Origin of the sequence: Streptomyces sp. NPDC006733 (assembly GCF_040636125.1) — a bacterium.
Classification (GTDB): Bacteria; Actinomycetota; Actinomycetes; order Streptomycetales; family Streptomycetaceae; genus Actinacidiphila.
Window position 1 is genome coordinate 290119 of sequence record NZ_JBEYJD010000001.1, and the last position, 14481, is coordinate 304599.

Annotated in this window: 16 protein-coding genes and 1 tRNA gene; 10 read left to right on the plus strand and 7 right to left on the minus strand. The window is 69.1% G+C overall.

Translation table 11 applies throughout. The features are described from left to right. Positions 1 to 9: 9 nt before the first annotated feature. Positions 10 to 1176, minus strand: a complete 1167-nt coding sequence (locus ABZ721_RS01280) for a helix-turn-helix domain-containing protein (protein WP_358786449.1) — start codon at positions 1174 to 1176, stop codon at positions 10 to 12. 221 nt (positions 1177 to 1397) lie between these two features. Between ABZ721_RS01280 and ABZ721_RS01285 the strand changes: the two genes are divergently transcribed. Genes ABZ721_RS01285 through ABZ721_RS01295 form a run of 3 tightly spaced genes read left to right on the plus strand, consistent with a single transcriptional unit; the run spans position 1398 to position 2649 of the window. Continuing rightward, positions 1398 to 1721: a recombinase family protein gene (locus ABZ721_RS01285; RefSeq protein ID WP_358786450.1), complete on the plus strand. Its 324-nt coding sequence runs from the start codon at positions 1398 to 1400 to the stop codon at positions 1719 to 1721. Then, positions 1718 to 2044, plus strand: a complete 327-nt coding sequence (locus ABZ721_RS01290; RefSeq protein ID WP_358786451.1) for a hypothetical protein — start codon at positions 1718 to 1720, stop codon at positions 2042 to 2044. Before ABZ721_RS01285 ends, ABZ721_RS01290 begins: the two co-directional genes overlap by 4 nt. Continuing rightward, on the plus strand, positions 2041 to 2649 hold the full coding sequence (locus ABZ721_RS01295) for an ATP-binding protein (protein ID WP_358786452.1): 609 nt from the start codon (positions 2041 to 2043) through the stop codon (positions 2647 to 2649). Before ABZ721_RS01290 ends, ABZ721_RS01295 begins: the two co-directional genes overlap by 4 nt. 227 nt (positions 2650 to 2876) lie before the next feature. Here the strand turns inward: ABZ721_RS01295 and ABZ721_RS01300 are convergent, their stop codons facing one another. The 5 genes from ABZ721_RS01300 to ABZ721_RS01320 all read right to left on the minus strand — a co-directional run bounded on the left by ABZ721_RS01300 (position 2877) and on the right by ABZ721_RS01320 (position 5168). Then, entirely contained in the window at positions 2877 to 3488 is a 612-nt protein-coding gene (locus ABZ721_RS01300; protein WP_358786453.1) for a cupin domain-containing protein, read from the minus strand. Between the two features lie 2 nt (positions 3489 to 3490). Then, positions 3491 to 3739 carry a hypothetical protein gene (locus ABZ721_RS01305; RefSeq protein ID WP_358786454.1) on the minus strand — a complete coding sequence of 83 codons (249 nt, stop codon included), beginning with the start codon at positions 3737 to 3739 and terminating at the stop codon, positions 3491 to 3493. A gap of 13 nt (positions 3740 to 3752) precedes the next feature. Next, a complete protein-coding gene (locus ABZ721_RS01310; protein WP_358786455.1) occupies positions 3753 to 4223 on the minus strand; it encodes a hypothetical protein in 471 nt (156 codons plus the stop codon). Positions 4224 to 4536: 313 nt separating this feature from the next. Next, positions 4537 to 4612, minus strand: a tRNA-Arg gene (locus ABZ721_RS01315). Positions 4613 to 4694: 82 nt separating this feature from the next. Beyond that, positions 4695 to 5168, minus strand: coding sequence for a MarR family transcriptional regulator (locus tag ABZ721_RS01320; protein ID WP_358786456.1), 474 nt, complete (start codon positions 5166 to 5168; stop codon positions 4695 to 4697). A 106-nt stretch (positions 5169 to 5274) separates the two neighbouring features. Here ABZ721_RS01320 and ABZ721_RS01325 point away from each other — a divergent pair, with 106 nt between their 5' ends. Continuing rightward, the gene (locus ABZ721_RS01325; RefSeq protein ID WP_358786457.1) at positions 5275 to 5691 is read left to right on the plus strand and encodes an organic hydroperoxide resistance protein; all 417 of its coding nucleotides are present in this window, start codon (positions 5275 to 5277) and stop codon (positions 5689 to 5691) included. 41 nt (positions 5692 to 5732) lie between these two features. On the opposite strand, the gene ABZ721_RS01330 is transcribed toward ABZ721_RS01325, so the two are convergent. Further along, on the minus strand, positions 5733 to 6215 hold the full coding sequence (locus ABZ721_RS01330; protein WP_358786458.1) for a MarR family transcriptional regulator: 483 nt from the start codon (positions 6213 to 6215) through the stop codon (positions 5733 to 5735). A 202-nt stretch (positions 6216 to 6417) separates the two neighbouring features. Between ABZ721_RS01330 and ABZ721_RS01335 the strand changes: the two genes are divergently transcribed. From ABZ721_RS01335 to ABZ721_RS01360, 6 genes are all read left to right on the plus strand, one after another. Next, positions 6418 to 7062 (plus strand): TetR/AcrR family transcriptional regulator, encoded by a 645-nt coding sequence (locus tag ABZ721_RS01335; RefSeq protein ID WP_358786459.1) that lies wholly within the window; start codon positions 6418 to 6420, stop codon positions 7060 to 7062. 58 nt (positions 7063 to 7120) lie between these two features. Beyond that, a complete protein-coding gene (locus ABZ721_RS01340; protein WP_358786460.1) occupies positions 7121 to 8647 on the plus strand; it encodes an MFS transporter in 1527 nt (508 codons plus the stop codon). Positions 8648 to 9182: 535 nt separating this feature from the next. After that, a complete protein-coding gene (locus ABZ721_RS01345) occupies positions 9183 to 10178 on the plus strand; it encodes a sigma-70 family RNA polymerase sigma factor (protein WP_358786461.1) in 996 nt (331 codons plus the stop codon). Between the two features lie 316 nt (positions 10179 to 10494). Further along, entirely contained in the window at positions 10495 to 11256 is a 762-nt protein-coding gene (locus ABZ721_RS01350) for a DeoR/GlpR family DNA-binding transcription regulator (RefSeq protein WP_358786637.1), read from the plus strand. Then, on the plus strand, positions 11253 to 12197 hold the full coding sequence (gene pfkB, locus ABZ721_RS01355; RefSeq protein WP_358786462.1) for a 1-phosphofructokinase: 945 nt from the start codon (positions 11253 to 11255) through the stop codon (positions 12195 to 12197). Before ABZ721_RS01350 ends, pfkB begins: the two co-directional genes overlap by 4 nt. A gap of 130 nt (positions 12198 to 12327) precedes the next feature. Then, complete coding sequence (locus ABZ721_RS01360) at positions 12328 to 14421, plus strand: fructose-specific PTS transporter subunit EIIC (protein WP_358786463.1); 2094 nt, start codon at positions 12328 to 12330, stop codon at positions 14419 to 14421. Positions 14422 to 14481 lie beyond the last annotated feature (60 nt).

Genomic DNA, 14481 nt, shown 5'->3' on the forward strand with positions numbered 1-14481 from the left:
CCGGTCCCGTCAGATCGCCGCCATGAGGGCCAGAAGACGATCGTTGACGTCCTGCACCCACGGCTCGTGCCGCCACTGTCGAAGCTCTCGTCCAGCGGCAAATGCCAGGTTAAGACCCCCGCCACCCCGTGTCAGCTCCACGGCGTCGATCGTCCGGTGCATGGTGGTCGCCGCCTCGTCGAGCTTACGCTGGCGGATCAGCGACAAGGTGAGATTCCCGAGCGCGATGGCTTGGCTCTTCTGCTTCGCGGCGAGCGCCCTGGCGGTCATACGCAGGATGGGCTCGGCACGCTCGGGCAGGTTCAAGAACAGGTAGCACGAGCCCGACAGGCGGCTGAACTCGTTGATCGTGTAGTACTCAGCCGCTACGTCGTCGGCACCGACCTGGTCGAGTTGTGCCTCTGCCTTCGTCAGCGCCTTCTCACATGACTTGAGGTCGCCGCTCATGGCGTAGCCCTCGGCCACGTGAAGCAAACTCAGCCCGGTAAGGGAAGGACTGGCGGATCGTGCGACCTCCGCCGCCTGTCCTGCGAGCGTCGCGCCCTTGAGGGGATCCTTCTCCCCGTAGAGCGCCACGAAGCTCTTGCGCAGCGTCGCGTATGCCTCGGCGTACGGATCACGCACCTGGCGGGCCGCGGTCACCGCCTCATCCAGGTAGGCGACCGGTGCGTCGTGGTCCCGCCGCTGGCTCACGTCCCAGACGAGCTGCCCCATGAACGTGGCCGACTCCGCCTCGACTTCGAAGAGGGCTTTGCGCACGCGGGGGTTGGTTGCGTTCTCTCTAAGGAACTTCACCTGCCCGTGGACCTGGCCGGCGGGTCCGAGCAGGGCCGTCGAGGGTGCTCTGTCGTACCGCTCGTCGAGTTGGCGAATCCGCTCGTGCAGGTAGGCGACTGCCACCAAGTCGACTGACGAAGGGTGTTCCAGGACGTAGCTCATGCGCTGGCTGGGCTTCGCCTGGATGACCATTACGTCGTCGAGCAGAGACTCCAACTCGTCGAGCGTCACGTTGAGCGCGGCGGCGAGCTTGGGACGTACCCAGGGCTGAGGTTCACTCTCGGCCGTCTCCCAGCGCACGACCGTCGAGCGCTCGATGCCCAGTCGCTCGGCGAGCTTCTCTTGGCTGTATCCCGCAGATTTGCGACGCTGAGCGAGCCGCATGCGCTTGGCCGCCATCGCACTTCCCTCCCGGGGCTCGGGGGCGTACCCACCATAGCCACCCGGGGGCCGTTTACGCAGGTCAAGGCCGCCCTTGCCTCATTTTTGCGTCGTTCTTGCCCCTCCTTCGCTCTGGGTTTCCGCAGGTCAAGGGGCTTTTCTTGCCGTTATGCCGGTCCAACGGCGCCTGGCCCCAAGCCCGTCACTGGACCGGCTTCGAAGCGGCGAAAGGGGACTTCATGCGACCTGCAATTTACGGCTACATGCGCGTCGTGAGCATCGAGGAAACGGACGACGAATCCGAGCGCGTGAAGCGAGAGTTGACCGCGTACGCCCAGCGCGAAGGCTTTGCGCTCGACCAGGTGTTCACGGAGAACATCAGGTGTTCGGAATCCGCGTTCTCCGTGATGCTCGACTCCTTGAAGCGCCACGACGTCAAGGACATCATCGTCCCCTCGCTCTGGCACTTCGCTCGGCTGCCCGGCCTCCAGGACGCCATGCGCCAGCACATCGAGCAGGAAACCGGCGCTCGTATCTGGGTAGTTCAGGGGCGGCGCGCGTGATCGACCAAGAACGTCCCCTGATCTACGGGTACATGCGCATCCAGCGAAGCCAGACCGACGACGAGTTGCTTGCACTTGAGCGTGGTCTCCAACTCTTCGCCGTCTCCGAAGGCTACCGGTACGCCACGACCTTTCAAGAGTTCGTACCAGGCTGCACGAGAGTGTTCGGGGCGTTGGTCGCTGAACTCACCCGCGTCGGTGGCCACCACGTGGTCGTACCGTCCATGGACCATCTGGCACTTCATCCGCTGTTGCAGATTCACCTGCTCATGAAGTTGGAACTGGATGCAGACGCTGAGGTCTTCGAGGTGATCGAGTCGTGACCGAGGAGCAGCCAGCGTCACCGAACCGCGGTTGGGTCTACACCAGCAGCCTGCAGTTGGCCGCAGTGCCGACCGCTGCCAACTGCTCGCGCGCGTTCGTCCGTCTGACGCTGACGCGCTGGAAGTTGGCCGACTACGTCGAGACAGCGGAGTTGGTGGTCTCGGAACTCGTCACCAACGCCGTGCAGGCGACGGGACTCACCAACCCGGAACCGAAGTCATGGGACGTCACGGCAGAGCACGTCATCGGGGTGCAGATCCGCTCAACCGGCACGAGTCTGGTCCTGGACGTCTGGGATCGGAGCAGCGAAGCGCCCGTGACCAAGAACCCCGATGACGACGCCGAGGGCGGGCGCGGCCTGATGCTCATCGGGGCGACGTGCAAACAGTGGGATGTCTTCTGGCCGCACGCCGGAGGGAAAATCGTGTGGGCGGAACTCGGACTGGACAGGGCAGCGAAACCGCCGCCGCTCAGCACCATGCCAGTACGCATCCCAGGAGCCACCAAGCCACCCCCGGGGCCAGTCCACACGATGGCAGAGGAAGCGCTGCTGCAACGCTTCCTGGATGCTCTGTACCAGTGGGACAGACCTCGACCTTCTTGAAAGACGCAACTCAACCGCAGGCCGGCGACCATCCTTGATCTGATGCCCCGATTCTCATATACGAAGACCCCGTTGTGATGGCCATCACAACGGGGTCTTCGTATTGCCGCCTATTAATTTCTGTTTTTCGAAGAGATATGTGGTCTAGATTGAGGAAATGCCAGAAATGAGAAAACCCCGCCGTCTTGGTTGGACGGTCGGGGTGTTCCTTTCAACTGTGAGGTTTCCTACCTGATGGGTTCGCCAGTGACGAATGCGAACACCAGGTGAACTGAGTAGTCGGGGGTACTTACGGCATGCTCGATGCCTCGCGGGAGCAGAAGAACGTCACCCGCTTGCGTGAGCACCTCCCGGGGATCGCCGCCCGCTCTTGGCCAGAGCGTCCAGCTTTTTGCGCCACGCATCTGTACGATCTCCCCCAGCCACTCATCCTCATGAGCGCCCAGGTTTCGGTCACCCGAATCGGACTCGTACATGCTGCACACGACGCGACAGCGAGCGAGCCGGGCCAACTGAATGGCAGCAACGCTGTACCAGCCGTCACTACGCACATCCATACCTTCATAGACGCGCGTGCGAGGCCGTTCTTGGTATGCGGTCACGATTGCATCATTGGCGACCTCGCGGTGAAATCCCGCTTCGTCAACCAGCGCCACGGTCTGTTCCGTTGAGCGTTGACCCGCCAAAGGCAGGGGCATGCCGTGAAGACTTGCCACTTCAAACGCTGCGGGAATGTGGACTACTTCTTGCCCTTCCTCGGGCAACCTGTATGTCGGCAGAACTGCCGACCACAGGCGCCCGAGGAAGCGTGATGCAGCCGCGTATTCAGCGGCGTCCACGATCAGTCGTAGATGTGGACAGTCTGGCCGTGCAGGCCCCGACGCTTCAGGCAACTGGCGGCCATCGGCGACGTGGCGTACTCGTTGAACTCGTCGTCCGACGGGTCGAGTACCTGGGTCGCATGGACCATGTCGTCGAGGCTGAGTTCGTTCAGCTTGCGCGGACGCAGCTCGATGACGCCCTCTTCCGCCTTGACGACCTGGACGAGAACCTCGTCCTCGGCGACCGGCAGCCCTTCCGGCACGAACATCAGCCGGAACGACTTACCGGCCGGGTGCTGCGCCAGAACATCGGCGAACCGCCACGGCGTGGTCTACCCGTACTTCGTCTGTCTGGGACGGCACCAAAAGACCACCAGTTGCACCCGCAAGGCACTGCTCATCACCAAGATCGAGAAGATGGTCGAGGACCACTGGAGCAGTGTCCGGCTCGCCCCTGAACTCCGCGAGGCCATCGAGGAGGGACTCCGAAGCGAACTTGCCGCCCACCGCAAGGAAGCCGAAGACGAGCACAAGCAGCTCGTGGCCGAGAAAGCGAAGCTCACCGCGCAGCGTCAGAAGCTTCTCGAAGCGATCTACAGCGGTGCGGTGCCGATGGACCTCATCGCCAGCGAGCAGCAGCGCATCACCGACCAGCTCACGGCCATCGAGGTAAGGCTCGGCGCGGCGACGGCCACCTTCGACGCTATCGAGACCAACCTCACACGCGCACTCGACCTTGCCCGCGACTGTCACGCTGCCTACCTGGCAGCTGATCCTCAGCTACGCAGGCTGTTCAACCAGGCGTTCTTCACGCACCTCATGATCGACGAGGACGGCGTCCACAGCGAGTACGCCGAACCGTTCGACACGCTGCTTGACGGAGACGTCTTGGAGGCGGGGCAGACGGCCCTGGTTGATCGGACCGAGGGGCAGGCCAGGCTGCGTGAAGCCCTGGAGCGCCCGGCCTCGTCCGCCAACAAGAAGACCCCCAGCACGCTGGCTGGGGGTCTCTCTGCTCACCTTCCTACCCCCGTTCGGGGTGTCGAAGGTTCGAATAAAACTACTTTGGTGCCCCAGGCAGGATTCGAACCTGCGACACCAGCTTTAGGAGAGCTGTGCTCTATCCCCTGAGCTACTGGGGCGGGGTGAGGACAGGTTAGCGGATTCGGGGGGTGCGGCGCTGGCGGGTGTCCGGGGCCGCGGTGTCGGGCGGGGCGGGCGGGGTCAGTCGGCCGCCGCCTCGGGGGTGGCCGCGTCCAGGGTGGCCGTCAGGTCGGTGAGGCGGGTGCGGAGGTCGGTCAGGTCGGTCAGGCTGAGGCCGGTGGCCGACGCGATCTGCTCCGGGACCCGCTGGGCCCGCTCGCGCAGGGCGTCGCCCGCGGCCGTGAGGCGGACGGTGACCGAGCGCTCGTCGAGCGCGCTGCGCTCGCGCTGGACGAGGCCGGCGGCCTCCAGGCGCTTCAGGAGCGGGGAGAGGGTGCCGGAGTCCAGGCGCAGGTACGCGCCGATCTTCTTCACGGGCAGCTCGCCGTGCTCCCACAGGACCAGCATCACCAGGTACTGGGGGTACGTCAGGGCGAGGTCGCGCAGCGCCGTCCGGTAGAGGGTGCCGAACGCCCGGGACGCGGCGTGCAGGGCGAAGCAGATCTGGTTGTCCAGGCGCAGGTATTCGGCGGGTGCCGGTTCGGTCGTCCTCATGTGTCCAGCGTACCCTTTAGTTGTGCACAATTTAATTGTGTGCTCTAGTAGTGCCCAGGGCGGCCCGGGGCAACCGGGACGTGACGTGTGGAGAGGGATGGTTCCGATGAGTGCGCTGTACACCGCTGTGGCCACGGCCAACGGACGCGACGGCCGGGCCGTGAGCTCGGACGGTCAGCTGGACCTGCAGCTGGCGATGCCGCCGGCGCTGGGCGGGAGCGGCAAGGGCACCAACCCCGAGCAGCTCTTCGCGGCCGGCTACGCGGCGTGCTTCTCCAGCGCGCTCGGGCTGGTGGGGCGTGAGGCGAAGGTCGACACCAAGGACATCTCGGTGACCGCCGAGGTCGGCATCGGCGCCGACGCCGCCAACGGCGGCTTCGAGCTCGACGTCACGCTGCGCGTGGAGCTGCCGACGGAGCTCGAGGGCGAGGTCGGCCGCAAGCTGGTCGAGCAGGCGCACGGCGTCTGCCCGTACTCGAAGGCGACCCGCGGGAACATCACCGTCGAGATCGTCGTCGAGTAGTCACCGACGTATCGCGTACCGAGGCGCCGATCGGCCCTGGCTCACCGCAGCCAGGGCAGGTCGGCGCCTTCCGGTTGCAGGCCCTCGGCGATGATGCGGGAGATCTCGCCGAGCTGCTCGACCTGTTCGGGGGTGAGGCGGTCGTAGATCGCCGAGCGGACGGCGGTGACGTGCCCGGGGGCGGTCCGCACCAGCACCTCGTACCCCTCGTCGGTGAGGACGGCCATCTGGCCGCGGCGGTCGGAGGGGCAGTCCTCGCGGGCGATCCAGCCGTTCTTCTCCAGCCGGGTGACGGCGTGCGACAGCCGCGAGCGGGTGATCTTCGTCTGCTGGGCCAGCTCGGTCATCCGCATCCGCCGGGTCGGGGCGTCGGAGAGCGTGGTCAGCAGCGCGTAGTACATGTGCGGCATGCCGGCGTCGCGCTGCAGCTGCCGGTCGAGGTGGTCCTCCAGCAGCGTCGTGGCGTGCACGTACGCGCGCCAGGAGGCCTGCTCTTCTTCGGTCAGCCATTTCATGCTGTCCATCCTACGTCCACTTCTTGAAGATTCAATGAAAGCTCTCGAGGTTGCCGCGACCGATCCTTGAGGATGTGCCGCAGGTCACACGGAGGACCTGAAATAACTGGGGACCCTCTCCCCGTTTAGACTGGTGTCAGAACGAAGCGGGGAGTGATTCCCCGCTTCCCATCCACTTCGCCAGAGGGCTGAGAGCCAGAAGGAGTGTCCGGTGGTCGGCAGCGCTGTGACATCGCGTTCCCCCCGGTTGCGGGCAGATGCCACACGCAACCGGGAGCGGATCGTCGCCGCCGCGCGCGAGGCCTTCGTCGAGCACGGGGCCGAGGTCCCGCTGGACGAGGTCGCGCGCCGCGCCGGCGTCGGCAACGCCACGCTCTACCGGCACTTCGCGGACCGGGCCGAACTCGTCCGGGAGGTGGTCCTGTCGGTGATGGCGCGCATCACCGAGCGGACCGAGGCGGCCGTCGCACAGGAGCCGGACGCCTTCGAAGCGCTGCGGCGCTTCGTCTTCGAGTCGGCGGAGGACCGGGTCGGCGCCCTGTGTCCGATGCTCTCCGAGGCCTTCGACGGCAACCATCCGGCGATCTTCGCTGCCCGCGATCGGCTGAACCGCTCGATCGAGGACATAATGGACAGAGCGCGAGCCTCTGGCCAACTCCGCCCCGACATCGCCGTCGGGGATCTCATGGTCGCGATCACGCAGCTCACGCGACCGCTGCCGGGTAAGGCGTGCATGGACATGGACCGGTTCGTGCACCGTCACCTGCAGATCTTCCTCGATGGGCTGCGCGCCCCGGCACGGTCGGCGCTGCCCGGCTCCGCCGTGACCTTGGAGGACCTGCAGCAGCAACGCTGACGAATTCCCACAAACGTCCCCATTTCCCTGCCCCTCCGCACCCTTAGTGAGTACAGCCATGCCTGCAACACCCGAGAAAACCCTGCAGCCGGATCCCCGGCGCTGGAAAGCCCTCATATTCATCGCGATCGCTCAGCTGATGGTCGTGCTCGACGCGACCATCGTGAACATCGCCCTGCCCTCCGCGCAGACGGACCTCGGCATCTCGGACGCCAACAAGCAGTGGGTCATCACGGCCTACAGCCTCGCCTTCGGCGGACTGCTGCTCTTCGGTGGCCGTATCTCCGACCTGTTCGGCCGTAAGAACGCCTTCATCGTCGGCCTGCTCGGCTTCGCCGCCGCGTCCGCCATCGGTGGCGCGGCCGTCAACACCGGCATGCTGCTCGGCGCCCGCGCATTGCAGGGTGCGTTCGGCGCACTGCTCGCGCCGGCCGCCCTGTCGCTGCTCGCGGTGCTCTTCACCGACGCCAAGGAGCGCGCCAAGGCGTTCGGCGTCTACGGTGCCATCGCCGGTGCCGGCGCCGCTGTCGGCCTGATCCTCGGCGGCGTCCTCACCGAGTTCCTGAACTGGCGTTGGACGCTCTTCGTCAACATCGCCTTCGCGGTCGTCGCCGCCGTCGGCGCCTACCTCGTGGTGCACGAGCCGGCCGGCTCGCGCAACACCAACCGTCTCGACATCCCCGGCGTGGTCCTCTCCACCCTGGGTCTGGTCTCCCTGGTCTACGGCTTCACCGTCGCGGCCGAGGACGGCTGGAGCGACACCAAGACGATCGGCCTGCTGATCGCGTCCGTCGTGCTGCTCGCGGCGTTCGTGTTCTACGAGAGCCGTGCGAAGGCCCCGCTGCTCCCGCTGCGCGTCATCTCCGACCGCAACCGCGGCGGCGTCTACCTGTCGCTCGGTATCGCGATCATCGGCATGTTCGGTCTGTTCCTCTTCCTGACGTTCTACCTGCAGAACATCCTGGGCTACTCGGCGATGAAGTCCGGCTTCGCGTTCCTGCCCATGGTCGGCGGCATGATCGTCGGTTCCACCCAGATCGGCACCCGGCTCATGCTCCGCGTGCCGCCGCGCATGCTGATGGCGCCGGGCTTCCTGGTCGCCTCCGTCGGCATGCTGATCCTCACGCAGATCTCGACCACCCCGAACTACGCGGGCATCGTCCTTCCCGGCCTGATCCTGATGGGTCTCGGCATGGGTTCGGCGTTCATGCCGGCGATGAGCCTGGCGACGCACGGCGTCCAGCCGCGCGACTCGGGCATCGCCTCGGCGATGGTCAACACCTCGCAGCAGGTCGGCGGTTCCATCGGTACCGCCCTCCTCAACACGATCGCGGCCAGCGCCACGACCTCCTGGATCGCCTCCAACGCGGCGTCCGCCGGGAAGCTCGGCAAGGTCGGCTTCGTGAACGAGGCGGCCGTGCACGGCTTCTCGGTCGCGATCTGGTGGGCCTTCGGCGCACTGGTGCTCGCGGCCCTCATCGCCGCGGTGCTCATCAACACGGGCGTCCCCGGCAGCGAGGACCAGGGCATCAGCCTGGAGGACGAGCTGGCCGAGGGCCTGCCGATCCCGGTCATCGCTCACTGATCAGGATCAGCGCCGGCCCGTAGTCACTACGCGGTACGCGGTACACGGGGAAGGGCCCCGCCTCCGGATTCCGGAGGCGGGGCCCTTCCCCGTTCCCGGTGGCTTCCCTGTGCCGGGTGGCTGCCCTGCACCCCTTCGGGGCCTTCTTGGTCCGTTTGGGCAACCAATATGCGGTACCGGCCGTCTTGGGGGTAGGAGAGCAGCCACGGGCGACGAGGCCCGGGGCGGGCGACCCGGCAGGGGCGGAACCGGCCTGCTGATGTGAGCGGCATCTCACCGCCGTGGGCGGCGGTGACGGCCGCAAGGCGCCGGAAACGCTCCACGACCGGCCCTGACCTGCACTTCCCGGCCCCTGGCAGCGCTCCGTGCCCCGATGTAGCGGCACAGGGTACTGCAAGATCGCGAGATTCAGTGATCGACATGGGAATTGTGTCCGGATTCCAGTCGTTATCCAGATCAGAGCGGGCAGCCGAAAGGCAGTGTTCGAAGTTCCGCTCCAACCGACACCCGACCGAACCTTCGCAAGGGAGCACGCATGGCAACCCGTGCCGTCGCCCGTCGTTCCGCAGGCGGGACCAGCAGCGTCCGCGCCGTTGGCGGGGAAGCCGCAGACCGTGACCTCGTGGGCATGTACCTGGACGAGATCGCACGCACCCCGCTGCTCGACGCCGCGCAGGAGGTCGAACTGTCCCGGGAGATCGAGGCCGGCGTCTACGCCGAGCGCATCCTCTCCGGCGACGCGCAGCTTGCCGAAGGTGCCGGAGCCGGTGCCGACCGCGAGGAGCTGGAAGCGCTGGTCGCCGACGGCGAGCGCGCCAAGGACGTCTTCATCCGGTCCAACCTGCGCCTGGTCGTCGCGGTCGCCCGCCGCTACCCGCGCAGCGGCCTCCCGCTGCTCGACCTCATCCAGGAGGGGAACGCGGGCCTGGTCCGCGCCGTCGAGAAGTTCGACTACGCCAAGGGCTTCAAGTTCTCCACGTACGCGACCTGGTGGATCCGCCAGGCCATCACCCGCTCGATAGCCGACCAGTCCCGCACGATCCGGCTCCCCGTCCACCTGGTGGAGGAGCTGGGCCGCATCCGGCGCGTGCAGCGCGAGTTCAACCGTGAGCACGGCCGCGACCCGGAGCACGAGGAGATCGCCGCCGAGCTGGACTCGACGCCGTCGCGCGTGCACGACGTGCTCGACTGGGCCCGTGACCCGGTCAGCCTGAACATGTCGGTCGACGCGGAGGGCGAGACCGAGTTCGGGGACCTGGTGGAGGACGGCGCCGCCGCCTCTCCCGAGCAGTCCGTGCTCGTCATGCTGCGCCGCGAGGAGCTCGAGGAGCTCATCGGCCGGCTTGACGAACGCACCGCTTCGATCATCCGGTCCCGGTACGGTATCGAGGACGGCCGCGAGCGCACGCTGACCGAGGTCGGCAAGCAGCACGGCCTGACGCGCGAGCGCATCCGGCAGATCGAGAAGCACGCCCTGGCCGACCTCAAGCGCATGGCCCGCGACACGGGCCTGGAGTACGAGGCAGCCTGACCCGCGGCGGGTCCGTCCCGCCGCCCCTGAACCCGAACCTCGGCGCAACCCCCCCCGCGCCGGGGTTCGGCCATGTCCGGACGCGATCCGGGGCGGTTCGCGGGCGGTCCGGTCGCGGTCCGGTCGCGGTCCGGTCGCGGTCCGGTCGCGGTTCGGGAGTGATCCGGAGCGGTCCGCGGGCCCGTTGCGGGTGCTCTCCTGCCCGATCATGTCCGAATGCATCCGTCGCATGCCTGTTTGTGTTTACTTCGCGTCGAACCGTCGGTACGGTGGCGGCATAGCAACACACTCGGGCATGAGGCGGAGGCAGAACCACATGTACGCCCCGGAACGGCAGCAAGAGATCCTGCGGCGGGCCCGCGATCTCGGCAGCGTCGACGTCCCCTCGCTGGCCGAGGAGTTCGACGTCACGCCGGAGACGATCCGCCGCGACCTCAAGGCGCTGGACCGGGCCGGGGTGATCCAGCGTGTCCACGGCGGGGCCATCCCCGCCGGACGGCTCGACTTCGAGCCCGACCTCGCCGAGCGCGAGGCGACGGCGGCCGGCGAGAAGGACCGGATCGCGCGCGCCGCCCTGGCCGAACTGCCCGCCGAGGGCAGCGTCGTCATCGACGCGGGCAGCACCGCGGCCCGGCTCGCCGCCGTCCTGCCCATCGACTCGCGCCTCACCGTGGTGACGCACGCCCTGCCGATCGCCGCGCGCCTGTCGGAGTACCCGGACCTCACCCTGCACCTCGTCGGCGGCCGGCTCCGGCACCGCACCCGCGCCGCCGTGGACGCCTGGGCGCTGCGCGCCTACAGCGAGATCCACGCCGACGTGCTGTTCCTCGCCGCCAACGGCTTCTCCGCCGACGGCGGGCTCACCACCCCGGACCTCGCGGAAGCGGCCGTGAAGCGGGCGATGATCGCCGCCGCGCGCCGTGTCGTGCTGCTCGCCGACTCCTCGAAGTACGGGCAGCGGAACTTCGCGCGCTTCGGGGACCTCTCCCATGTCGACCTGCTCATCACCGACCAGGGACTCAGCCCCGAAGCGGCCCGCGCGATCGAGAGCGCGGGCACGGAAGTAGTACGCGCATGATCGTGACCGTCACCCCGAACCCGAGCCTGGACCGTACGTACGAGATCCCCGCGCTCGACCGCGGCGCCGTGCTGCGGGCCACCGCGGACCGGGTCGACCCCGGCGGCAAGGGCGTCAACGTCTCGCGGGCGGTGGCCGCCGCCGGGCGGCGCACGGTCGCGGTACTGCCGATGGGCGGCCCCGAGGGCACGCTGCTCGGACGGCTGCTGGGGGAGCAGGGCATCGAGGTCGCCGGCGTCGGCATCGCCGGCTCGACCCGCGTCAACGTCTCGGTCGCCGAGCCGGACGGGACGCTGACCAAGATCAACGCGGCCGGGCCCGCGCTCACCCCCGCGGAGTCCGAGGCGCTGCTGGACGCGGTCGGCGCCCGCTCCGCCGACGCCCGCTGGATCGCCTGCTGCGGCAGCCTCCCGCGCGGCCTGCCGCCCGCGTGGTACGCCGAACTCGTCGCCCGCGCCCACCGCGCCGGAGCCCGCGTCGCCCTGGACACGTCGGGCCCCTCGCTGCTCGCCGCGCTCGCGATGCGCCCGGACGTCGTCAAGCCCAACGCCGAGGAGCTGGCGGCGGCCGTCGGCCGGCCGCTGGCGACGGTCGGCGACGTGCTGAAGGCGGCGGAGGAGCTGCGCGCCCTGGGCGCGCGGGCGGTGCTGGCCAGCCTCGGCGCGGACGGGCAGCTGCTCGTCGACGGCTCGGGCGCGTACTTCGGGCACGCGCGGGTCGCGGTGGTCCGCAGCAACGTCGGGGCCGGGGACGCCTCGCTGGCGGGGTTCCTCGCCGCCGGCGGCGACGGGGAGGAGGCGCTCGCCTCGGCCGTCGCCCACGGGGCCGCCGCCGTGCAGCTGCCGGGCAGCGTCATGCCCGCGCCCGGCGACCTCGACCCGTCGGCGGTCACCGTGACCGCGGACGTTCCCCTCTCCCGTGCGCTGCGGGAGCCGGCATGAGGGGCGCAGGCACGAAGAGCGCCGGTATGAGGGGCGCCGGGCCGGTCCGCGGCCTGCCGGCCGCAGCATCCCGTTCCACCCACAGTCCGTTCCGCCCGCCGGGCGGGGACGCGAGCAATGGAGCCGCGCGATGAGTGCGATGATCACCGCGGAGCTGGTCGACCTCGACCTGGCCGCCGACAGCAAGGAAGCCGCGGCACGTTCGCTCGCCGAGCGGATGGTGGCCGCCGGACGCGTCACCGACCTGGAGGGCTTCCTCGCGGACGTGGCCGCGCGCGAGGCCCAGATGCCGACCGGCCTCGACGGCGGCATCGGCATCCCGCACTGCCGCAGCGAGCACGTCGCCGAGCCGACCCTCGCGTTCGGCCGCAGTGGCGCCGGTATCGACTTCGGCGCCCCCGACGGCCCCGCCGACCTCGTCTTCCTCATCGCGGCACCGGCGGGCGCCGACACCGACCACCTGACGATCCTGTCGGCCCTCGCCCGCCGCCTGATGGACCCGGAGTTCACCGCCGCCCTGCGCACGGCCGACGACCCGGCGCGCGCCGCCGCCCTGATCGCGGGCGAACCGGCGGAGCCCGAACCGGCGGCCACCGAACCGGCGGCCACCGAACCGGCGGCCACCGAACCGGCGGCCACCGAACCGGCGGCCACCGAACCGGCGGCCACCAAACCGGCGGAGACCGAAACCGCCGGCCCGGAGGCCGTCGCGGCCGACGCGACCGGCGTCCCCCAGGAGCGGCCGTTCCGCGTCGTGGCGGTGACGTCGTGCCCGACCGGCATCGCGCACACGTACATGGCGGCGGAGTCCCTGGAGAACGCCGCCCGGGACGCCGGGGTGGAGATCACCGTCGAGACCCAGGGCTCGGCCGGCTTCAAGAAGCTGCCGAAAGCGGCGATCGACGCCGCGGACGCGGTGATCCTCGCCCATGACGTGGAGGTCCGCGACAAGGAGCGCTTCGCGGGGAAGCCGACGGTGGACGTCGGGGTGAAGGCGGGCATCAGCCGAGCCCCGGAGCTGCTCGCCGAAGCGCGCGGCAAGGCCGAGCGCGGCGAGGTGACGGCATCGGCGCACCCCGCGCGCGGCACGGACGCGTCCGACCACTCCGCCGAGGCCGGCGAGGCCTTCGGCACGCGGCTGCGCAAGTGGCTGATGACCGGTGTCAGCTACATGGTGCCGTTCGTCGCCGCGGGCGGGCTGCTGATCGCGCTCGCGTTCGCGATCGGCGGGTACGAGATCAACGCCGCGCCCTCCGTCGCCGAGCACTTCGCCTGGAACGAGAGCGCGAGCTGGGCGGCGCTGCTCTTCCAGATCGGCGACACCGCCTTCACGTTCCTCGTGCCGATCCTGGCCGGGTACATCGCGTTCGGGATGGTGGACCGGCCGGGGCTGGTCCCCGGCGTCGTCGGCGGCGCCATCGCGCTGACGATCAACGCGGGCTTCCTCGGCGGCCTGGTCGCGGGCCTGCTCGCGGGTGCCGTCGTGATGGCGATCCAGCGGGTCGCGATCCCACCGGTGCTGCGCGGCATCATGCCGGTGGTGGTGATCCCGCTGATCTCCTCAGCGGTGGTGGGCTTCCTGATGTTCCTGGTGGTCGGCAAGCCGCTCGCCTGGCTGCAGGACCGGCTCACCGACTGGCTGAACGGCCTGACGGGGTCGAACGCGATCATCCTGGGCGTGATCCTCGGCCTGATGATGTGCTTCGACATGGGCGGTCCGCTGAACAAGGTCGCGTACGCCTTCGCCGTCGGCGGTCTCGCCGACCCCAACGACGGCAGCCTGAAGGTCATGGCGTGCGTGATGGCGGCGGGCATGGTGCCGCCGCTGGGACTGGCGCTCGCGACGACCCTGCGCGGCCGGCTCTTCACCCGCACGGAGCGCGAGAACGGCAAGGCGGCCTGGGTGCTGGGCGCGTCGTTCATCACCGAGGGCGCGATCCCGTTCGCCGCGGCCGACCCGCTGCGGGTCATCCCGTCGGCGATGGCGGGCGGCGCGGTCACCGGCGCCCTGTCGATGGCCTTCGGCTGCACCCTGCGCGCGCCGCACGGCGGCATCTTCGTGGTGCCACTGATCGGCAACCCGTGGCTGTACCTGGTCGCCGTCGCGGCGGGCACGGTCGTCACGGCGGCGCTCGTCGTCCTGCTCAAGGGGATCCGCAGGCCCGCGCGGCCCGAGGCGGCGCTGCCCGTCCCGGACGACGCCAGGACGCCGGTCGCGGTCTGAGCGCACGCGCTGGCGGGCCGAGCGCACGCGGTGCCGGCCCGAGCGCACGCGGTGCCGGCC

Excerpts from the sequence above, each read along its gene's own strand:
- ABZ721_RS01285 (WP_358786450.1), top strand. The coding sequence starts at position 1,398 with ATGCGACCTGCAATTTACGGCTACATGCGCGTCGTGAGCATCGAGGAA.
- ABZ721_RS01280 (WP_358786449.1), bottom strand. The coding sequence starts at position 1,176 with ATGGCGGCCAAGCGCATGCGGCTCGCTCAGCGTCGCAAATCTGCGGGA.
- ABZ721_RS01350 (WP_358786637.1), top strand. The coding sequence starts at position 10,495 with ATGTACGCCCCGGAACGGCAGCAAGAGATCCTGCGGCGGGCCCGCGAT.
- ABZ721_RS01330 (WP_358786458.1), bottom strand. The coding sequence starts at position 6,215 with ATGGACAGCATGAAATGGCTGACCGAAGAAGAGCAGGCCTCCTGGCGC.
- ABZ721_RS01345 (WP_358786461.1), top strand. The coding sequence starts at position 9,183 with ATGGCAACCCGTGCCGTCGCCCGTCGTTCCGCAGGCGGGACCAGCAGC.
- ABZ721_RS01340 (WP_358786460.1), top strand. The coding sequence starts at position 7,121 with ATGCCTGCAACACCCGAGAAAACCCTGCAGCCGGATCCCCGGCGCTGG.
- ABZ721_RS01360 (WP_358786463.1), top strand. The coding sequence starts at position 12,328 with ATGAGTGCGATGATCACCGCGGAGCTGGTCGACCTCGACCTGGCCGCC.
- ABZ721_RS01325 (WP_358786457.1), top strand. The coding sequence starts at position 5,275 with ATGAGTGCGCTGTACACCGCTGTGGCCACGGCCAACGGACGCGACGGC.
- pfkB (WP_358786462.1), top strand. The coding sequence starts at position 11,253 with ATGATCGTGACCGTCACCCCGAACCCGAGCCTGGACCGTACGTACGAG.
- ABZ721_RS01320 (WP_358786456.1), bottom strand. The coding sequence starts at position 5,168 with ATGAGGACGACCGAACCGGCACCCGCCGAATACCTGCGCCTGGACAAC.
- ABZ721_RS01305 (WP_358786454.1), bottom strand. The coding sequence starts at position 3,739 with ATGTTCGTGCCGGAAGGGCTGCCGGTCGCCGAGGACGAGGTTCTCGTC.